Consider the following 17,949-nt stretch of genomic DNA (forward strand, 5'->3'; position numbering starts at 1 on the left):
CTTAATTAGCTTTCCAAGCGGGCGCAGTCGTTTGCCAAGCCCGCGCATGAAGCGTAAGATCAGCCATCGGCCGCCGTTTGTCCGGATGCAGCCGACAGTAAGAGGGTACATGCTCTTGCCCGATAGGGAGAAGAGCCATGCCTCAATCCACCTTTCGCAACCATGTTCTGAAAACCCTCACGCCTGAGGATTTCGGGCTTTTACGGCCGTCGATGCATCACGTCGAACTGGCCATCAAAGCCCGACTGGAGATCGCGCATCAGCCGATCGAGCATGTCTATTTTCCCGAAACCGGTATCGCGTCGGTGGTCGCCGCCATGACCGGAGGGCGGCAAAGCGAAGTCGGCATCATCGGCCGCGACGGCATGACCGGGGTAGCGGTCGTTCTCGGCCAGGACCGATCTCCCAATGAAACCTATATTCAAGTCGCCAGCAACGGCTGGTGTCTGCCGGTTGAACGTCTGCGCATTGCGATTGCCGAGAGCCAGACCCTTCGCCCGTCGCTGCTTCGCTACGCCCACGCATTCCTGATCCAGTCGTCGCGGACGGCGTTGGTCAACGGCCATTCCAAAATCGAGGAACGGCTCGCCCGCTGGTTGCTGATGGTCAACGATCGCGCTGAAGGAGATATCATCTACCTGACGCATGAATTTCTGGCGACCATGCTTGGCTCCAGGCGCCCGGGCGTTACCACCGCCCTCCAAATGCTCGAATATCGGGGGCTGGTTCATGCCAAGCGCGGCGAGATCACGATCGTCGACCGTACCGGAATGATAAAACTCACGGATGGTGCCTATGGCGAGGAGGAGCAACAGCACTTCAGCGCAGGGGCTGGCTGATTGTCTGGAACCGGACATAGGCTTGAAGACCACCGAAGTCCTGCCGTAAACCATGTTGGTCAGGGTTCAGGGAGGAATTCTCGATGACCAACTCTTTTCACTCCATCACGGTTGAAAGAGCCGCCGAAGCCTATGTTCTTTCCAGGGGCAAGGCACGCTTTCTCTCCATTGCGCAGGCAATACGCGCCATCCGAACACTCATACCCGCATGCAGGGCTACCGACGGCGAGTTGGAGGAGTTGCTGGCGACCGCATCCCTCGTTCACGGCGTACCCGTGGCGTTCGACACAAACTCGGCCGATGGCGTAGCGCCGCAACTCCATTCGTAGGGGGCGGAGATGCCTGCGCTCGCGCAGACGCCTACCCTGTCGGACGTTCGCCAAGCGATTGTCCGCTGCCTGATCGACACCGTCGACAGGCCGTGCATTTCGATATCCGAGGTGAGCCACGAGGTGAGGAGAATGTTCCCGCTTTGCGAACTCACGGATTGGGAACTTGGCGATCTCATTGCGCGAAGCGCGATCGACGCGGGATTTGCCGTCGAGTTCGGCGCTGACGTTCCGTGATCGCGCAAATCAGGGATCGCCAATGGTTGAACAGGGCGGAGATGTCCCGCCGAAACAAAGCGTTTCCTTGCCCTGGAAGGTAACTGGTGGAGCCAATCGGGATCGAACCGACGACCTCTTGAATGCCATTCAAGCGCTCTCCCAACTGAGCTATGGCCCCACTCCCGGCAGTCAGCCGGCGCCGTTTCCGGCGAGAGATCGGCGCGGGTTGGAAGACCGCGCCGTTAGTGCAGGCGGCTTCTAACCCCGCCATTCCCAGATATCAAGCCTTCATCGGCGGCTTTTTCTTCACAGGGCGTGAAAGCCGGCAAACGCTCACGTTCGAAGCCTTTGTCAGACTTCGTCGTCGTCGTCGCCGACGCCGATCATGTCGGAAACGTCGTCGTCTTCTTCCTCTTCGTCGGCAAGGAAGGTGTCATCCTCGTCGTCGCCGAGGTCGACGTCATCCTCGTCGTCACCGAGATCGGGAAGATCGTCGCTCTTGGCGTCGTCTTCCGCCTCTTCGAGCGAGACGACCTCGACGCCCTCTTCCTCCTCGGCGTCCACTTCCTTCTCGGCCACTTCCTCTTCCTCCTCGATGGCGGCGATCTTGCCTTCCTCGAAATAGGAGCGCGGATAGGTCTTGCCCGTATAGGGCGAGACGATCGGGTCTTTGTTCAGGTCGTAGAATTTCCGGCCCGTTTCCGGGTCGATGCGTTTTGTGCCAAGTTCGGTTTTTGCCACGGCAAGCCTCGTCGATAAAAGAGTGGTCCCCTTAACCACAGTTTGCAGCGCTGTCAAAGCGAAAAGCCGGCGTCACAAAACCAAGCACTGAAAGGCCTCGCGCCAAGTGACGAGCATGGGGATGACCATTTCGTCCCGCCGTGATACGAGACCGCCGCAACAAATGAAAAGCGTCGGCACGCCGGCAATCCGTCCAGGGAAATTCCATGTCTCACGCCGCCGCTGCCAAGCCGGCCACTGCCCGCAAGTCACCAGCCCTTTCCGGCACGGCCCGTGTGCCGGGCGACAAGTCGATCTCGCACCGCTCGTTCATGTTCGGCGGGCTCGCCTCCGGCGAAACCCGCATCACCGGCCTGCTCGAGGGCGAGGATGTGATGCGCACGGGCGCGGCCATGAAGGCGATGGGCGCGCATATCGAGAAACGCGGCGCCGAGTGGGTGATCCGCGGCACCGGCAACGGCGCGCTGCTGCAGCCGGAAGGTCCGCTCGATTTCGGCAATGCCGGCACTGGCTCGCGGCTGACCATGGGGCTCGTCGGCACCTACGACATGGAGACGACCTTCATCGGTGACGCCTCGCTGTCGGGCCGGCCGATGGGTCGCGTGCTCGAACCGCTGCGCCAGATGGGCGTGCAGGTGCTCAAAGCCACGCCCGGCGACCGCATGCCGATCACGCTGCATGGGCCGAAGCACGCCGCCCCGATCACCTACCGCGTGCCGATGGCCTCGGCGCAGGTGAAGTCGGCGGTGCTGCTGGCCGGGTTGAACACGCCAGGCATCACCACCGTCATCGAACCTGTCATGACGCGCGACCACACGGAAAAGATGCTCAAGGGCTTTGGCGCCAACCTGTCGGTCGAGACCGACGAACGCGGCGTGCGCCACATCTTCATCGAAGGCCAGGGCAAGCTGACCGGCCAGACCATCGCCGTGCCGGGTGACCCGTCCTCGGCCGGCTTCCCGCTGGTGGCGGCGCTGATCGTGCCGGGTTCCGACATTGTCATCGAAAACGTGCTGATGAACCCGACCCGCACCGGGTTGCTTCTCACGCTGCAGGAAATGGGCGGCCAGATCGACATCTTGAACCCGCGCAATGCCGGCGGCGAGGATGTCGCGGACCTGCGCGTTCGTTACTCCGAGCTGAAAGGCGTCGCCGTGCCGCCCGAGCGGGCGCCGTCGATGATCGACGAATACCCGGTGCTGGCCGTTGCCGCCAGCTTCGCCGAGGGCGAGACGCTGATGCAGGGGCTGGAGGAACTTCGGGTGAAGGAATCCGACCGGCTGTCGGCGGTCGCCAACGGGCTGAAGCTCAACGGCGTCGACTGCACCGAGGGCGAAGCTTCGCTTGCCGTGCGCGGCAAACCAGGCGGCAGGGGATTGGGCGGCCACCCCAACGACCGGGATACGACGGTGCAGACCCATCTCGACCACCGCATCGCCATGAGCTTTCTGGTGATGGGCCTGGCGACTGAAAAGCCTGTAACCATTGACGACGCGGCCATGATCGCGACGAGCTTTCCGGAGTTCATGGACTTGATGAAGGGGCTGGGCGCGGAGATCGAGCGATAGTGGCAATCGCAAACCTTGGGGATTGGCTGGCGACATCCCGTGCTTCGTCATTCTGGGGCGAAGCAAGGAGCGCAGCGACGCGGCGCAGATCCCAGGATGACGAAGTCGTGGGGGCCTATTTCCATGCGTAAGGCGTCTGCCCGCCAATGACCCACCCCTTCACCATCGCCATCGACGGACCGGCCGGCGCGGGCAAAGGCACGCTCGCCCGCCGTCTCGCCGATCACTACCGCCTCAACCTGCTCGACACCGGCCTGACCTATCGCGCCGTCGCCCATGCGCTGCTGCGGCTGGGCCTACCGCTCGACAATGTCTCGGCGGCAGAAACCGCCGCCCGCCAGGTCGATCTGGCAAAGCTCGACCGCGCGGTGCTGTCGGCGCATGCGGTTGGCGAGGCCGCCTCGAAGGTCGCGGTTTTCCCTACGGTGCGGCGCATCCTGGTCGAAAAGCAGCGCGACTTCGCAAGGACGCCGCCGGGCGCGGTGCTGGACGGGCGCGACATCGGCACGGTCGTGTGCCCCGACGCCGACATAAAACTCTATGTGACGGCAAGTGCCGAGGTGCGCGCCAAGCGCCGGCTGGCTGAGATCGAAAGCATCGGCGGCACTGCCGATTTCGCCGAAATCCTTGCCGATATCCAGCGTCGCGACGAGCGCGACATGGGCCGGGCGGACTCGCCGCTGAAGCCGGCGGCCGACGCGCACTTGCTTGATACCAGCGAAATGGCTATAGAAGCCGCGTTTCTCGCGGCCATGTCCGTCATCGACGACGTGCTGGCCAAGAGAAACAAGGCCTGATCCGGGTTTCATGCTGCTTCCGGTTGCCGGAGGCGAAGAAAATACCCATATCGGGCACGAACCAGCCTGCCTGCATTCTTCATGCGCCGGAATTGCCGCTTGAAAAGCGGCCCAGGGCTTTTGCAGCCCGGAACGCCGGCAGGCCAACGCAACGCTAACCCACGGCGCCCGCCCCGCGAAAAATGCGGGGTACTCCAGGAGAAACAATGTCTGCTGCAAATCCCACTCGCGATGATTTCGCGAGCCTGCTCGAAGAATCATTTACCACCGGTCATTCCGGCGAAGGCCAAGTCGTCAAGGGCACGATTCTGGCGATCGAAAAAGACATGGCCATCATCGATGTCGGCCTCAAGGTCGAAGGCCGTGTGCCGCTGAAGGAATTCGGCGTCAAGGGCAAGGATTCGACGCTCAAGGTCGGCGATACGGTCGAAGTCATGGTCGAGCGCATCGAAAATGCGCTGGGCGAGGCCGTGCTGTCGCGCGACAAGGCGCGCCGCGAGGAGAGCTGGGTCAAGCTCGAAGAGAAGTTCACCAAGGGCGAGCGCGTCGAAGGCGTCATCTTCAACCAGGTCAAGGGCGGCTTCACCGTCGACCTCGACGGCGCCGTGGCCTTCCTGCCGCGCAGCCAGGTCGATATTCGCCCGATCCGCGACGTCTCCCCGCTGATGCACAACCCGCAGCCCTTCGAGATCCTCAAGATGGATCGCCGCCGCGGCAACATCGTCGTGTCGCGCCGTACCGTGCTTGAGGAGAGCCGCGCCGAACAGCGTTCGGAAATCGTGCAGAACCTCGAGGAAGGCCAGGTTGTCGAAGGCGTCGTCAAGAACATCACCGATTACGGTGCGTTCGTCGACCTCGGCGGCATCGACGGCCTGCTGCATGTCACCGACATGGCATGGCGCCGCGTCAACCATCCGACCGAAATCCTCAACATCGGTCAGACGGTCAAGGTGCAGATCATCCGCATCAACCAGGAAACCCACCGCATCTCGCTCGGCATGAAGCAGCTCGAGAGCGATCCGTGGTCCGAGATCGGCACCAAGTTCCCGATCGGCAAGAAGATCAAGGGCACCGTCACCAATATCACCGACTACGGCGCGTTCGTCGAGCTGGAGCCGGGCATCGAGGGCCTTATCCACGTTTCGGAAATGTCGTGGACCAAGAAGAACGTGCATCCCGGCAAGATCCTGTCGACAACGCAGGAAGTCGACGTGGTGGTGCTCGAAGTCGATCCGGCCAAGCGCCGCATCTCGCTCGGCCTCAAGCAGACGCTCGAGAATCCGTGGCAGGCTTTCGCCTCGAGCCATCCGGTCGGCAGCCAGGTCGAGGGCGAGGTCAAGAACAAGACCGAGTTCGGCCTGTTCATCGGCCTCGAAGGCGACGTGGACGGCATGGTGCACCTGTCCGACCTCGACTGGACCCGTCCGGGCGAGCAGGTCATCGAAGAGTACAATCGCGGTGACATGGTCAAGGCGCAGGTGCTCGACGTCGACATCGACAAGGAGCGCATCTCGCTCGGCATCAAGCAGCTGGCCAAGGACACGGTCGGCGAAGCCGCGACGTCAGGCGAACTGCGCAAGAACGCCGTCGTTACCTGCGAAGTCATCGGCGTCAAGGATGGCGGTCTGGAAGTGCGGCTGGTCGACAGCGGCATCGAGACCTTCATCAAGCGCTCCGACCTCAGCCGCGATCGCGACGAGCAGCGCCCCGAGCGCTTCACCGTCGGCCAGAAGGTCGACGCCCGCGTCATCGCCTTCGACAAGAAGACCCGCAAGTTGCAGGTCTCGATCAAGGCGCTGGAAATCGCCGAAGAGAAGGAAGCCGTCGCACAGTACGGCTCGACCGACTCCGGCGCTTCGCTGGGCGACATCTTGGGTGCCGCGCTGAAGAAGCAGGGCAACTAAGGATTAACCGCTTGCCGCACGATTTTCGTGCGGCTTGAACAAAGACCCCGCCGGAGCGATCCGGCGGGGTCTTTCTTTACGGCAAGATAAACTTCCTCGCGTATTTGGCAGTCGTCCCGGGGAAGCCTTCCATGAGCAATGACCACGACAGGGCCGCAGCGCAATCTTCGTGGCTGCCGCGTCTTTATATGAGCGCACCGGCCCTTTTCTGCTTCTGCGGCATGGTGACGGTGATGATCGTCCTCTGGTCCCTGGGCTTCCGGCTCAATGCCGATGCGGACGACCTTCTCAAAATACACGAGATCCGCACCTTGCTCGAGACCGGGAATATCTTCGACCGGACAATGCCCGGCATTGCCCAGCCCGAGCCCTACATCTCGCACTGGCCATGGATCGTGGACCTGCCCTATGCCGCATTTGCGTGGCTGCTCGCGCCGTTCGCCGGCTTCGAGCCGGCGCTGATGGCAGCAAGCTTTGTCGTGCCGCTGCTCCTGTTTGTACCCGCGCTCTACTTCTACAACCGGCTGATTGTCGCGATGGGCTTTGCCTATCCGGCCATTGCATTGCCGTTGGCCTTGATCTTCGCCGCGCGCACCTTCTTCGAATACGCGCCGGGGCGGATCGACTATCACAATCTGCAGATATTGCTTCTGCTTGCCGCCCTGGTCCTGTTGCTGTCGCGGAATCGCCTTTCGCCCTTCGTCAACGGCTTGCTGACAGCCCTGGCAATCGCGATCAGCGCCGAGTTCGCACCGTTCTTCGCCCTGGTGATGGCCGTCTACGCCTTCGACTGGATCGCCGGCCGCGACGAGAGTGCGACAGGGATCACCGGCTTTGGAGTGGCCCTGGCGATCGGCGCGATCGGCCTGTTCGCCGCTACCGTCGCGCCCTCGGCTTATGCCGCGGTCAAATGCGATACCTATTCCGCGCCGCATGTGCTGGCGCTGACCGCCGCCGGGCTCTCATTCGCCGTCGTACCTCGGCTTGTCGGCACGCGTGGCGGCTGGGCAATGCGGGCCGCGCTTCTGCTGGTGTTCGCCGCCATCAGCCTGGTGGCGCTGGTGAAACTGTTTCCGCAATGCCTGGACGGCCCTTACGCGTCGATGGACGCCTATGTCCGCGACAACATGCTCAACAGAATTCTTCAGGAATTGAGCCTGTTTCGGCGCCCCGATTTCGTCCTGTCGTCCGGCTTTCCCAGCATGTTGCTGCTGTTCGTCGGCGCGCTCGCGCCGGTCGGCATCTGCACCGGGTCGCATGGCCGCAGCCGGCCTCTGGTCATACTGGCCCTGTTTTCGCTGCTCGGATTGGTGCTGGCGATCGACTATCTCCGCTACTTCCGCTATCTCCCGATTTTCTCCGGCATCGGCCTGATCTTCGTGCTGGAGAGCCTGCTGCCGCAAGGTTCGGGGTTGCGGCGCTACTTGAAATCTCCCGTGCCGGCGCCATCGCGCAAATACGCATTGATCCTGCCCGGTCTGGTTTTGTCCGGGGCCATGGCGCTGTACCATCTGGGGGTCAGACCCTCCCAAGCGGCGATACCCGCCGCCGAATTCGCCGACAGTTGCGACCTCGATCATTTCGGAGCGCAACGGGGTTGGCCGTCGGGCGCCATCGTCTTTTCGCCACCGCTCATCGGATCGCATTTCGTCGCGCTGGCCGACGGCCCCAAGGTGGTGACGATCCCAAACCACCCTTCGGCCAAAGGCATCGAACGGAGCTACCGCTTTCTCGACCCCATGACCGCCGACCCGCGTGCGATTCTCGACGCGTCGAAGGCGACACATGTCGCGATCTGTGCCTGGCGAGGCGCGCCGTCGCCAGGTCTCGAAGCCGCCTACCCTTTCGCGGCGGCCCTGATGGAAGGCAAGCCGCCGGCTTGGTTGAGGGAGTGTCCCACGGACGCTTCATCGCCGCTGCGTATCTACAGCTACCGCAACGCCGATGGATCCGACGCCGGCTGCCCGGCTTCGACGCTCTCCGCTCAGGCCCTGCCGTAGAGCGGCACCAGCGTTCCGCTCATTGCCTGATTGGCCGGCGAGGCGAGATAGGCGATTGCCTCGGCCGCTGCTTCGAGGCTGACCCATTTGGTGAAATCGGCATCCGGCATGTCGGCGCGGTTGGCCGGCGTGTCGAGCGTCGATGGGGCCACCGCGTTGACCAGGATGCCCTGGGCCTTCAATTCTTCCGCCATCGCCACCGTCATGGCCGCGACTGCCGCCTTGCTGGCCGTATAGGCGACCATGCCGGCGCCGCGGCGCGGGTCGAGCCCGGCGCGTGCCGTGACATTGACGATGCGACCGGCGGTATCCGACGCCAGCATCGAGCGGATGGCGGCGCGGCTGCACAGGAAGGCGGTGCGGGCGTTGGTGTCCATCATCTCGGCAAACGACGCCGATTCGATCTTCTCCACCGGCGCCATGGCAAAGCCGCCGGCCAGATGGATCGATCCCCACAAGGCAGGAACCTGGCTATAGAACGCCTCGACCTTGGCGGGGTCCGAGAGATCGACATTGTGCGCCAGTTTGACATTATCGTGCGTGGTGAAGGGGAAGTGCTGAGGTGCCGCGGCATGCGCGTTCGGCACGTGGCAGATCGCGCCCTGTTCCAGCAGTCTGCCGACCACCGCCCCACCGAGCGCGCCGGTTCCACCGGTCACAACGATGTGCCTGCCTTCAAGTGTTTCCGTCATCCTGGACCGCTCCTGTCATTTTTATGACTTTTGTCGTTGGTTTGCCGCGCCGACGCGAAGCGTCGCCCCTTTCAGTCGATCACTCAACCGATATCTCGACATGGCAGCCGTCACGTCTTTGCATGCGTCAGGGCATCGCCGAATAACGAAGCCGCCCGGAAGCGGATCAGGTCTTGCAAAAACCAAGCCGGCAAATGGTCCACTTCCTGTCGGCAAGGACGGCCCGGATGTTTCAGACGACCGTGACTTCGATGACGCGCGGCAGCCCCGTTGCCCGGGCGTGCCTGAGCGCCTGTGGCAAGGCGTCGATGTCGGCCAGCCTTTCGGCACCAATGCCATAGGCTTCGGCAAGCTTGCAGAAATCCGGCGGCGCCGGCGACACGCCGACAGGTTCCACGCCGACATCGAGCATCGAGGTCTCGATCTCGCGATAGCCTCTGTTGTTCCAGACCACGAAGATGACGGGCGCTCCAGAATCGAGCGCCACCGCTATCTCCGGCAAGGTGAACTGGAAGCCCCCGTCGCCGGTCAGGCAGACAACCGGCGCATCGGGCACGGCAAGTGCCGCACCGATCGCCGCCGGCGGACCGTAGCCAAGCGCGCCAAAGCCGGTCGCGGCATTGAACCAGCCGCCGGGCCGGTCGTGGTCGTAATAGAGGTTGGCGGCGTAAATCGGCTGGGTCGAGTCGCCAACGATGATGGCACCGGGCAAAGCGTCGCGGATCATTTCCACGGCACGCACCTGCGCCGCATAGGCCGGGCTCAACTCGGCAAAAGCGGCCTTTCGCGCCGCCGCGGCGCGGCCATGGCCATCTTCGCCAGCGCTGTGGGCGGGATCGATCGCCGCAAGCAGCGCCTCGATCGCCTCGGCGCAATCGGCCTGGATGGCGACCGTCACCGGACGCCGCGCAAGCTGGTCGGCGCCGATGTCGATACGGATCAGGTTCGAAGGCAGTACGAAGCCACCGTCGCCATAGCCGTCATAGTCGGTCGGGCCGAATTCGGTACCGGCGGCGATCACCAGATCGGCCCCGGCCATGAGCGCGCGAACCGCCTTGAGGCTTGGGCTTGCCGGCACGCAAAGCGGATGGCCATGCATGAGACCGCGCGCGTTGGTGGTCTCGACAACCGGCACGCCCAGCCTTTCGGCAAGGCGCCGCAGCGCCGCATCGGCTTTCTTGGCGCCGCCGCCTGCAAGGATGAGCGGGCGGCGTGCGGTGGCGACGAGTTCGGCAGCCCTGGCAATGGCGGCACGCTCTGGCGCCGGCGGCCCGGCATTGCTCAAGGCTGCCGACAATCCGTCCGCCGGCTTGACCATGATATCGGTCGGGATCTCTATATGCACAGGGCCGGGCCGAGACGAGGAAAACAGGGCGAAAGCCCGCGCCAGCGCACCGGGCAATTCGCTGGCCCCGGTCACGTGTAGCGACAACAGCGCTACCTTCTCCATCATGCCGCGCTGATCGGGCAATTCGTGCAGGAAGCCAAGCCCCTTGCCGAGCGTGTCGGTGGCGTTGACGCCGGAGATCACCAGCATCGGCACCGAATCGGCGCGCGCCTGGCCCATGGCGGTGATGGTGTTGGTCAGCCCCGGCCCGGTGATGACGAAGGCGACGCCCGGCCTGCCGCCGGCGCGCGCATAGCCGTCGGCCATGAAGCCGGCGCCCTGTTCGTGGCGCGGCGTGATGTGGCGAATCTTCGAGCGCGCAAGACCGCGATAGAGTTCGACCGTGTGGACGCCGGGAATGCCGAACACGGTGTCGACGCCATGCGCCTCGAGCAGCGAAATGAGCGCTTCGCCCACAGTGGTCATTGGTTTTCTCCCCTATCTCTTTGTTTCTACGCAATTCCCAAGGGGGAAGCGCTGCGCGCTTTTCCCGGGAAAACCGCTTCTCATTTTTCCAGGAATTGCTCCAGCGGCGCGAGGCCGAGTTCGGACTCGACAGCCTTGATGCCAATCGCCGCCAATTCGCCGGGCGAGAACATCTCGCCGGCCAGGCAGCCTTCGATCCAGAGCCCGTCGATGATCGCATTGATCGCGATGGCATGGTGGCGCAACTGGGTTGCGTCCGGCTTGTGCTGTTCGGCGGCGAGCACGTCGGCCACAACTGCTTCCACCTCGTTGCGAAAGCCAAGGTAGCCTTCGCGGTGGGCACGGGCCAGGGCGGGATCCGCACTGGCGCGGCCGATGAAGGTTGCCCAGAGCGAAAACACCCGCGCGTCGATGATCGGCGCATTGAGATTGGCGGTGATGAAAGCCGCAAGACGCTGGCGCGGCGAGGCATCATCCATGACCAATGCCGCCTTCGCCTGCTCGGTCATGCGGTCGACCAGCGCCGTATAGGCTTCCTGCAGCAATTCTTCCTTGCCCGGGAAATAATGCCGGATCAGCCCGGCGGTGACGCCGGCACGCAATGCGATGGTGCGCAGGCTGGCGCCTTGAAGGCCATATTCCGCCACGCTGTCCAGAGTCGCCTCTATCAGATCCTGCCGCCGCCGCTCCTCGCCCTCGCGACGGAACTTACGGCGCCCATTCATTGGCGCAGGATCGGTCGCGTCAGGCATGTCGGCCCGCCTTCGCAGGCGATGCAGAGCGCGTCCGCCTCGAAGATCTCAACCGTGCATCCGGCGGCTTCCATGGCGGCCTTGGTCCTGGGAAAGCCCGCAACGGCAATGACCTTGAGCGGGCTGGTCGGCAGTACGTTGAGACTGAGGCCGTTGGAAGCCGCGAACTCCTCGGCGTCGCCTTCGACCAGCCGGATGCCGCGTGCCTTCAGCGTCTGATAGAAAGGGGCCGGTAAAAGCGGTGAATAGACCAGCGCCAGGTCGTCGGCCAGCGGGCTGATAACCGACATCAGATGCAGGCACGCCTCCTCGCCCTGCCACAGCGGCAGATCGAAGCCGTAGACGGAAATCCCCAGCGGCGACAGCAGGTTGGAAACCTGCTGGATGCCTTCCTGGTTGGAACGGACACCGCGCCCGATCGCCAGCGTGCGGGCATCCACCCATACACAGTCGCCACCTTCGACCTGGCCAGGAGCCTCGACGCGACCAAGGATCGGAATGCCCAGCCTTCTGTAGGTTTCTTCATGCAGCGAAGGCTCCCTGGCGCGCAGCGGCTTGCCCATGGACAGGATCAGCGCACCGCGGTCGGTCATCAGCGAAGGGTCGTGCGTGAACACCGAATCCGAAAGTCCGTCGGCCTTGTCCTCGATCCATTCGATCTCGGCGCCGGAAGCCGCCACCAGTTCAGCCAGGGCTGCGTGCTGCGAGGCAGCTTTCGCCGGGTTGAATCCCGGACCATAGTGCCAGGCAGCCCGGTCGGCGTCGCGCATGGCGTTGGCGGCCGACCGCATCAGCACGCGCCGCAGCGGCGCCGCCATGGACTGAGATCCGAAAGCGCTCATCGATGCCCTTTTTAAGCTGAAAAAAACCGAGAAAATTTCATGAGAGGTTATTTATACACTTGCACAACAAGGCCGCAAGTGCCGTAATGAGCGGGATTGACGGGCTCGCTCTGTTGGGTCCATGCTTGAGGTCTGGAGCGAGGCAGTACAGCGTATGTTGATTAGCCGGATAGACGTTCGACGAACCGCCGGCGGCGATATGGAGGTCATTTGGTGAGCGCTGTGGCAGCTGCCAAAGTCCCATCCGGCGAGGCGCAGGACGGCGCCGCAGAAGCCATCCATGTCGAGAACCTGCACAAGAAATTCGGTCAACTGCATGTGCTGAAGGGCGTATCGCTGTCGGCGCGCGACGGCGAGGTCATCGCCATCATCGGCGGCTCGGGCTCGGGCAAATCGACGCTGCTGCGCTGCATCAACTGCCTGGAAAACCCGACCAGCGGCATCATCCGGGTCAATGGCGAGGAGATCAAGCTCAAGGCGGACAGCCATGGCCATACGATTCCGGCCGACCGCAGGCAGATCGAACGCATCCGCTCCAAGCTCGGCATGGTGTTCCAGAACTTCAACCTGTGGAGCCATATGACGCTGATCGAAAACGTCATCGAGGTTCCCGTTCATGTGCTGGGCGTCAAGCGCGACCAGGCTGTCGCCCAGGCCGAAAAGCTGCTGGTGCGCGTCGGTCTGGCCGAGAAGCGCGACGTCTATCCTGCGTATCTCTCCGGCGGCCAGCAGCAGCGCGCCGCGATCGCTCGCGCCTTGGCCATCAATCCGCGCGTCATGCTGTTCGACGAACCGACCTCGGCGCTCGATCCCGAACTGGTCGGCGAAGTGCTGAAGGTGATTGGCGATCTGGCCCGTGAAGGCCGCACCATGGTGCTGGTCACCCACGAAATGAAATTCGCCCGCGAGGTCGCGACCCACGTCGTCTACCTCTACAACGGGTTGGTCGAGGAGGAAGGCCCGCCGGAGCAGATCTTCGGCGCGCCCAAGTCCGAAAGGCTAAAGCAGTTCATCCGCAACATCGGCTAGGGACAGGCCGGGACGGAAGAAAACCGGGAACCAACAACAAACTGGGAGTTCTGAAATGAAGACTGTTCTGAAGACATTCGCCACGGCGCTGCTGCTCGGCGTCGCCGCCATGGGCGTGGCCAAGGCCGATCCGGTCAAGATCGGCGTCGCCGCCGAACCCTACGCGCCCTTCACCTCGCCAGATGCTTCGGGCAAATGGGTCGGCTGGGAGATCGACTTCATCGACGCCGTCTGCGCCGAAGAGAAGCTCGACTGCGTCATCACCCCTGTCGCCTGGGACGGCATCATCCCGGCACTGACTACCAAGAAGATCGACCTCATTGTCTCGTCGATGTCGATCACCGACGAACGCAAGAAGACCATCGACTTCTCCGACAAGTACTATAACACCCCGACCGCGATCATCGGCCCCAAGGACCAGAAGTTCGGCGCCACGCCCGACGATCTCAAGGGCAAGGTCCTCGGCGTCCAGGTGTCGACGGTGCATGCCGTCTACGCCAAGAAGCATTTCGGCCCCACCGCATCCGAGATCAAGGAATACCAGACGCAGGACGAAGCCAACAACGACCTCGCCGCGGGCCGCCTCGACGCGGTGCAGGCCGATTCCATCGCGCTCAAGGAGTTCCTCAAGACCGACCAGGGCAAGGCCTGCTGCGATCTCAAGGGCATGGTGGCCCCTGACGACGAGGTGCTCGGACCGGGCGTCGGCGCCGGCGTGCGCAAGGAAGACACCGCCCTGAAAGAGAAGATCAACGCCGGCATCAAGGCGATCCGCGCCAACGGCAAATATGACGAGATCTCGAAGAAATATTTCGATTTCGACATTTACGGCGGCGCCACGCAGTCGAACTGAGACCCTCGCATCGGCTGGAGGACAGGGCGCTGACGCCCTCGTCCTCCAGCCGGCCTGTCCACGCATGCTTGCCGCCGGCTGCTGGTGCCGGCGGACAGAGCCAGCAATCCGGGGGCGAAGCTGATCGAATCCTTTCTTCCGGCCTCCGCGGCCGGCATCGTCGAACTGCTCTCGCCGGCTCCCGTCGGCTGGGGCGGGACGCTCTTGCTCGGGCTCCTGCATTCGCTAGAGATCGCCGTCGGCGCGACCATCGTCGGCCTGCTGATTGGAACCTGCGGTGCCTATGGCAAGCTTTACGGCGGACCCGTGGTGCGCGACCTGTTCGCGGTCTACACCACCGTGGTGCGCGCCGTGCCGGAACTGGTGCTGATCCTGCTGCTCTACTATGCCGGCACCGACCTGATAAACCAGGTGCTGACGGCGATGGGTTACCAGCGTGTCGACATCAGCGGGCTGGTGGCCGGCATCGCCGTGCTCGGCTTCGTCCAGGGCGCCTATTCGACGGAAGTCATCCGCGGCGCGATCCTCGCCATCCCGCAGGGCCAGATCGAAGCCGCCCGCGCCTTCGGCATGTCTCCCGGCCTTCTGTTGCGGCGCATCACGCTGCCGGCGATGCTGCCTTTCGCCATTCCGGGCCTCGCCAATCTGTGGTTGATCGCCACCAAGGACACCGCGCTGCTGGCTGTCGTCGGCTTCTTCGAACTGACGCTGGCGACACGACAGGCGGCGGGTGTCACCAAGGCCTATCTGGTTTTCTTCCTCGCCGCCGGCGTGCTCTATCTCTGCGTGACGCTGGTTTCGAACCTCCTGCTTGGCCGCGCGGAGAAATGGGCGCGGCGCGGCATGCCTTCGATCAAGGAGGCACGTTGATGACCAGCGAAACGGTCATCATCGACACGGCGGCGCGCGCATCGCTCTGGCTGCAGCCGCATCGCATCGTGCTGATCCTGATCGCGCTGGGGCTGGTGGCGTCGGCCGCCTTCTTCATGCGCTGGGACTGGCTGCCGCAATATTGGGAAATGGGCCTGATGGGCATCTGGCGTGCCCTGTGGATCCTGGCCGTCACCTGTACGCTCGGCTTCATGATCGCCGTGCCCGTCGGGCTGGCGCAGGCGGCCGGCTCGATCTGGGTCGCGGCACCTGCGAAAGTCTTCTGCACCATCATCCGCGGCACGCCGCTGCTTCTGCAGCTATGGCTGCTCTATTACGGGCTGGGCTCGCTTTTCCCGCAATATCCATGGATCCGCGAATCCTGGATGTGGCCCTATCTCAGGCAGGCCTGGCCGTACGGCGTGCTGGCGCTGACCTTGTCCTTCGCCGGCTACGAGGGCGAAGTGATGCGCGGCGCCTTTGCCGGCGTGCCCAAGGGGCAGCTGGAAGCCGCCCGCGCCTTCGGCATGAGCCGATGGAAGATCTTCCGCCGCATCTGGCTGCCGCAAGCCTTCTACCGGGCGCTGCCGACGCTGACCGGCGAGACCGTGCTGCAGCTGAAATCGACACCGCTGGTGGCAACCATCAGCGTGATCGACATCTTCGCCGTCTCGTCCAAGGTGCGGCAGGACACCTATCTCACCTACGAGCCCTTGCTGCTCCTGGCGTTGATCTATATGGCGATCACCGGCATTCTGGTCTTCGCCTTCAGCCGGATCGAGGCACGAATCCCGGTCAAGATCGGTTAGATCCAAGTGAGTGGTGGGTAGGGATTGGTAAGTAGGAAGTGGCTGCCGCGCACTCCACAACTCACCACTCACCAACCCCTACTCACTACTCACTAAGGGCAATCGCCATGCAACTCAGTCTCGACCAGGCAAAAGGGCTGTGCCGGATGGCGGCACTTGGCGCCGGCGCCAACGAGGAAGCAGCGCAATCGCTCACCGCCTCGATCATCGCAGCCGAGGCAGAGGGACTTGCAGCCGTCGGGCTCACACATTTCATCGACTACCTCGAAGCACTCGAGGCCGGACGCATCGACGGCAATGCCGATCCTGTGATCACCCGGCCGGCGCTGGCCGTCTATCTCTCGGACGCACGCGGCGGGCTGGCGCATACCGGCTTCGACCGCACCATCGACGACCTCGCCAAGGCGGCAAGACTGTTCGGCGTCGCCATCTTCTCGCAGAAGAACGCCTACACCTGCGGGGCGCTTGGCTACTTCACCGGCCGGCTGGCCGCGCAGGGCCTGGTGTCCTTCGCCGCCACCAATGGTCCGGCCGTCCTGGCCGGCTCAGGCTCGGTCAAGCCGGTCTATTGCACCAACCCGATGTCTTTCGCCGCCCCCGCCGCCGACGGGGCGCCGCTGGTCATCGACCAGTCGTCGAGCGCCACCGCCTTCGTCAACATCCGCAAGGCCGCCGAGGAAGGCAAGAAGATCCCCGAAGGCTGGGCGCTGGACGCCAGCGGCAACCCGACCACCGATCCGGCGGCGGCCATGAAGGGCGCCATGCTCGCCTTCGGCGGCCAGCGCGGCGCCAACATCGCGCTGATGGTCGAAGTGCTGGCGGCCGGCCTGTCGGGCGCCAACTGGTCACTCGACGCGCCATGGTTCAGCGGCGGCCCGGACAGCCCCGGGACCGGCCTGTTCGTGCTTGCCGTCGAGCCCAAGCTGCTCGACCCGGGCTTCGAGCAGCGCATGAAAGACCAGCTTGACCGGCTGCGGCGGCGCTTCGGCGTTCACGTGCCAGGCCGCGCCCGCGCCGAAGCGGCCGAAAAGGCGCAGGCGCGCGGCATCACCGCGCCCAAGGCAGTGATCCAGCGCATCTCCGAATTCGCCGAACGCTACTCGGCCTGATTTCTTCTCCTTTCTTTGCAGACGATTACTTGGCCGCCCCGCCTGACGCGCGGTTGTGCGCGTTTTTTTTCGCGCGCGTCCTGAACCTTTTTGAGCGCCCGGGCGACCAACGTTTGTCCAGGGCAAGGTGAGCTTGCCCGATCCAGACCGGGGAACAGCAAAATCAAAATCGAAAGTCTGCTTCGCGTGAAAGGCATCGCCCTTCGCGTCCCGGAAACCCAACCTCAAATCAAGGGAAATCATCATGACCAACACCAAGACCACCATGCTGACCGCCGTCCTCCTGCTCGGTTCCTTCATGGGCGCCACGCAGGCTGCCAATTTGAAGGCCGCACCGGTCAAGCCGGCCAACCCGGGCGTCATTACCGCGCCGGGTGGCGGCGCCACCGAGGACCACTACTGCAAGAACGGCCATGCGAAATTCGCCAACTGCAGCGCCGATTTCGTCGCCGCCTGCAAGAAGGTTGGTGGCACCATGTCGGATGTTCAGGGCTGGGGTGGGCGTACTTGCTTCACGCCCTCCTGATACCGTCTCAGGTCAGGCCGCTCGTCGGCCCCTGACACCTCATGGATGTCATCCGGGAAACCCCGCTTCGGCGGGGTTTCCTGCGTCTGTCGCTCGCAGGGCCAAGACATGATTGATGCGCTTGTCGCAGGAATACCGGGCCTTGCTTTTTCTTGGAATCGCGCAAAAAACAAGGATGACGCGACGACGCGTCACCCTTTGCCTTTGGCGCAAAACGGACTATGAAACGGCTCAGCCAAGCCATCTGGAACGCGCGC

Annotated in this window: 18 protein-coding genes and 1 tRNA gene; 13 read left to right on the forward strand and 6 right to left on the reverse strand. The window is 63.6% G+C overall.

From position 1 onward, the window contains the following. Nucleotides 1-137 precede the first annotated feature (137 nt). The 3 genes from LB555_RS12325 to LB555_RS12335 all read left to right on the forward strand — a co-directional run bounded on the left by LB555_RS12325 (nt 138) and on the right by LB555_RS12335 (nt 1,405). Nucleotides 138-839, forward strand: coding sequence for a Crp/Fnr family transcriptional regulator (locus tag LB555_RS12325; protein WP_015314253.1), 702 nt, complete (start codon nt 138-140; stop codon nt 837-839). Between the two features lie 83 nt (nt 840-922). Then, nucleotides 923-1,168 carry a hypothetical protein gene (locus tag LB555_RS12330; RefSeq protein ID WP_015314254.1) on the forward strand — a complete coding sequence of 82 codons (246 nt, stop codon included), beginning with the start codon at nt 923-925 and terminating at the stop codon, nt 1,166-1,168. Between the two features lie 9 nt (nt 1,169-1,177). Further along, on the forward strand, nt 1,178-1,405 hold the full coding sequence (locus LB555_RS12335; protein WP_015314255.1) for a hypothetical protein: 228 nt from the start codon (nt 1,178-1,180) through the stop codon (nt 1,403-1,405). 84 nt (nt 1,406-1,489) lie between these two features. Here the strand turns inward: LB555_RS12335 and LB555_RS12340 are convergent. Together LB555_RS12340 and LB555_RS12345 are read right to left on the reverse strand one after the other, a co-directional pair. Beyond that, nucleotides 1,490-1,565 (reverse strand) — tRNA-Ala (locus LB555_RS12340). A 173-nt stretch (nt 1,566-1,738) separates the two neighbouring features. Then, nucleotides 1,739-2,128 (reverse strand): TIGR02300 family protein, encoded by a 390-nt coding sequence (locus LB555_RS12345; protein ID WP_140614975.1) that lies wholly within the window; start codon nt 2,126-2,128, stop codon nt 1,739-1,741. Between the two features lie 206 nt (nt 2,129-2,334). On the opposite strand from LB555_RS12345, the gene aroA reads away from it, so the two are divergent. The 4 genes from aroA to LB555_RS12365 all read left to right on the forward strand — a co-directional run bounded on the left by aroA (nt 2,335) and on the right by LB555_RS12365 (nt 8,397). After that, nucleotides 2,335-3,696, forward strand: coding sequence for a 3-phosphoshikimate 1-carboxyvinyltransferase (gene aroA, locus LB555_RS12350; protein WP_140821633.1), 1,362 nt, complete (start codon nt 2,335-2,337; stop codon nt 3,694-3,696). A gap of 146 nt (nt 3,697-3,842) precedes the next feature. Continuing rightward, the gene (cmk, locus tag LB555_RS12355; RefSeq protein WP_140614979.1) at nt 3,843-4,493 is read left to right on the forward strand and encodes a (d)CMP kinase; all 651 of its coding nucleotides are present in this window, start codon (nt 3,843-3,845) and stop codon (nt 4,491-4,493) included. A gap of 206 nt (nt 4,494-4,699) precedes the next feature. Then, nucleotides 4,700-6,397, forward strand: coding sequence for a 30S ribosomal protein S1 (rpsA, locus tag LB555_RS12360; RefSeq protein WP_015314259.1), 1,698 nt, complete (start codon nt 4,700-4,702; stop codon nt 6,395-6,397). Between the two features lie 131 nt (nt 6,398-6,528). Further along, nucleotides 6,529-8,397, forward strand: coding sequence for a hypothetical protein (locus tag LB555_RS12365; RefSeq protein ID WP_224682975.1), 1,869 nt, complete (start codon nt 6,529-6,531; stop codon nt 8,395-8,397). Here the strand turns inward: LB555_RS12365 and LB555_RS12370 are convergent. The 4 genes from LB555_RS12370 to LB555_RS12385 all read right to left on the reverse strand — a co-directional run bounded on the left by LB555_RS12370 (nt 8,382) and on the right by LB555_RS12385 (nt 12,496). Next, entirely contained in the window at nt 8,382-9,089 is a 708-nt protein-coding gene (locus LB555_RS12370) for an SDR family NAD(P)-dependent oxidoreductase (RefSeq protein ID WP_140614983.1), read from the reverse strand. The genes LB555_RS12365 and LB555_RS12370 overlap by 16 nt on opposite strands. A 232-nt stretch (nt 9,090-9,321) precedes the next feature. Beyond that, a complete protein-coding gene (locus LB555_RS12375) occupies nt 9,322-10,902 on the reverse strand; it encodes a 5-guanidino-2-oxopentanoate decarboxylase (protein WP_224682976.1) in 1,581 nt (526 codons plus the stop codon). An 80-nt stretch (nt 10,903-10,982) separates the two neighbouring features. Beyond that, a complete protein-coding gene (locus LB555_RS12380; RefSeq protein WP_015314263.1) occupies nt 10,983-11,654 on the reverse strand; it encodes a TetR family transcriptional regulator C-terminal domain-containing protein in 672 nt (223 codons plus the stop codon). Beyond that, nucleotides 11,624-12,496 carry a dimethylarginine dimethylaminohydrolase family protein gene (locus LB555_RS12385; protein ID WP_041163247.1) on the reverse strand — a complete coding sequence of 291 codons (873 nt, stop codon included), beginning with the start codon at nt 12,494-12,496 and terminating at the stop codon, nt 11,624-11,626. The genes LB555_RS12380 and LB555_RS12385 overlap by 31 nt, the downstream gene beginning before the upstream one ends. 213 nt (nt 12,497-12,709) lie before the next feature. Between LB555_RS12385 and LB555_RS12390 the strand changes: the two genes are divergently transcribed. From LB555_RS12390 to LB555_RS12415, 6 genes are all read left to right on the forward strand, one after another. Then, a complete protein-coding gene (locus LB555_RS12390; protein WP_015314265.1) occupies nt 12,710-13,525 on the forward strand; it encodes an ABC transporter ATP-binding protein in 816 nt (271 codons plus the stop codon). A gap of 55 nt (nt 13,526-13,580) precedes the next feature. Next, the gene (locus LB555_RS12395; protein WP_015314266.1) at nt 13,581-14,378 is read left to right on the forward strand and encodes a transporter substrate-binding domain-containing protein; all 798 of its coding nucleotides are present in this window, start codon (nt 13,581-13,583) and stop codon (nt 14,376-14,378) included. Between the two features lie 204 nt (nt 14,379-14,582). Then, nucleotides 14,583-15,248 (forward strand): ABC transporter permease, encoded by a 666-nt coding sequence (locus LB555_RS12400; RefSeq protein WP_041163582.1) that lies wholly within the window; start codon nt 14,583-14,585, stop codon nt 15,246-15,248. Then, nucleotides 15,248-16,057: an ABC transporter permease gene (locus tag LB555_RS12405; protein ID WP_015314268.1), complete on the forward strand. Its 810-nt coding sequence runs from the start codon at nt 15,248-15,250 to the stop codon at nt 16,055-16,057. Before LB555_RS12400 ends, LB555_RS12405 begins: the two co-directional genes overlap by 1 nt. 107 nt (nt 16,058-16,164) lie before the next feature. Further along, on the forward strand, nt 16,165-17,166 hold the full coding sequence (locus tag LB555_RS12410; RefSeq protein WP_140875723.1) for an Ldh family oxidoreductase: 1,002 nt from the start codon (nt 16,165-16,167) through the stop codon (nt 17,164-17,166). A gap of 244 nt (nt 17,167-17,410) precedes the next feature. Then, the gene (locus tag LB555_RS12415) at nt 17,411-17,692 is read left to right on the forward strand and encodes a hypothetical protein (RefSeq protein WP_015314270.1); all 282 of its coding nucleotides are present in this window, start codon (nt 17,411-17,413) and stop codon (nt 17,690-17,692) included. Nucleotides 17,693-17,949: the final 257 nt, after the last annotated feature.

The sequence above is a fragment of the Mesorhizobium sp. BR-1-1-10 genome, assembly GCF_020165595.1.
Taxonomy (GTDB): domain Bacteria; phylum Pseudomonadota; class Alphaproteobacteria; order Rhizobiales; family Rhizobiaceae; genus Mesorhizobium; species Mesorhizobium australicum.

What these genes read in the sequence shown, in the direction of transcription:
- LB555_RS12325 (WP_015314253.1), top strand. Translation starts at nt 138, where the DNA reads ATGCCTCAATCCACCTTTCGCAACCATGTTCTGAAAACCCTCACGCCT.
- LB555_RS12330 (WP_015314254.1), top strand. Translation starts at nt 923, where the DNA reads ATGACCAACTCTTTTCACTCCATCACGGTTGAAAGAGCCGCCGAAGCC.
- LB555_RS12335 (WP_015314255.1), top strand. Translation starts at nt 1,178, where the DNA reads ATGCCTGCGCTCGCGCAGACGCCTACCCTGTCGGACGTTCGCCAAGCG.
- aroA (WP_140821633.1), top strand. Translation starts at nt 2,335, where the DNA reads ATGTCTCACGCCGCCGCTGCCAAGCCGGCCACTGCCCGCAAGTCACCA.
- cmk (WP_140614979.1), top strand. Translation starts at nt 3,843, where the DNA reads ATGACCCACCCCTTCACCATCGCCATCGACGGACCGGCCGGCGCGGGC.
- rpsA (WP_015314259.1), top strand. Translation starts at nt 4,700, where the DNA reads ATGTCTGCTGCAAATCCCACTCGCGATGATTTCGCGAGCCTGCTCGAA.
- LB555_RS12365 (WP_224682975.1), top strand. Translation starts at nt 6,529, where the DNA reads ATGAGCAATGACCACGACAGGGCCGCAGCGCAATCTTCGTGGCTGCCG.
- LB555_RS12370 (WP_140614983.1), bottom strand. Translation starts at nt 9,089, where the DNA reads ATGACGGAAACACTTGAAGGCAGGCACATCGTTGTGACCGGTGGAACC.
- LB555_RS12375 (WP_224682976.1), bottom strand. Translation starts at nt 10,902, where the DNA reads ATGACCACTGTGGGCGAAGCGCTCATTTCGCTGCTCGAGGCGCATGGC.
- LB555_RS12380 (WP_015314263.1), bottom strand. Translation starts at nt 11,654, where the DNA reads ATGCCTGACGCGACCGATCCTGCGCCAATGAATGGGCGCCGTAAGTTC.
- LB555_RS12385 (WP_041163247.1), bottom strand. Translation starts at nt 12,496, where the DNA reads ATGAGCGCTTTCGGATCTCAGTCCATGGCGGCGCCGCTGCGGCGCGTG.
- LB555_RS12395 (WP_015314266.1), top strand. Translation starts at nt 13,581, where the DNA reads ATGAAGACTGTTCTGAAGACATTCGCCACGGCGCTGCTGCTCGGCGTC.
- LB555_RS12405 (WP_015314268.1), top strand. Translation starts at nt 15,248, where the DNA reads ATGACCAGCGAAACGGTCATCATCGACACGGCGGCGCGCGCATCGCTC.
- LB555_RS12410 (WP_140875723.1), top strand. Translation starts at nt 16,165, where the DNA reads ATGCAACTCAGTCTCGACCAGGCAAAAGGGCTGTGCCGGATGGCGGCA.
- LB555_RS12415 (WP_015314270.1), top strand. Translation starts at nt 17,411, where the DNA reads ATGACCAACACCAAGACCACCATGCTGACCGCCGTCCTCCTGCTCGGT.